Source organism: Kosakonia sp. S57 (assembly GCF_016516575.1).
GTDB classification, from domain to species: domain Bacteria; phylum Pseudomonadota; class Gammaproteobacteria; order Enterobacterales; family Enterobacteriaceae; genus Kosakonia; species Kosakonia cowanii.
In genome coordinates this window covers 1-208 of record NZ_JACVUL010000057.1, presented here as the reverse complement: position 1 = coordinate 208, position 208 = coordinate 1, and the positions used below count along the sequence as shown (strand labels likewise).

1 pseudogene is annotated in these 208 nt (G+C 59.6%); it reads right to left on the bottom strand.

What is annotated here, in order from left to right:
* A pseudogene (locus tag IAE48_RS23940) lies at positions 1-208 on the bottom strand (flagellin FliC); the annotation flags it as partial.

Here is a 208-nt window from a genome sequence, read left to right as displayed (position 1 = left end):
CAGCGGAGTGGAGCCGGAAGCAGTACCGCTCGCGCCGCCGGTCACTTTACCTTTCAGAACGTCGAAGCCAACAGCCTGAGTCTGACGCTGGGTACCGTTAACGGTGTCACCGGAAGCCATGGCTTTGGTGTTCAGAGCAGTACCGGAAGAGCCCGCTGCAGCCAGGTTGTAGCTGTCGCTGGAGCTGATGTCGATACCGATCTTCTCG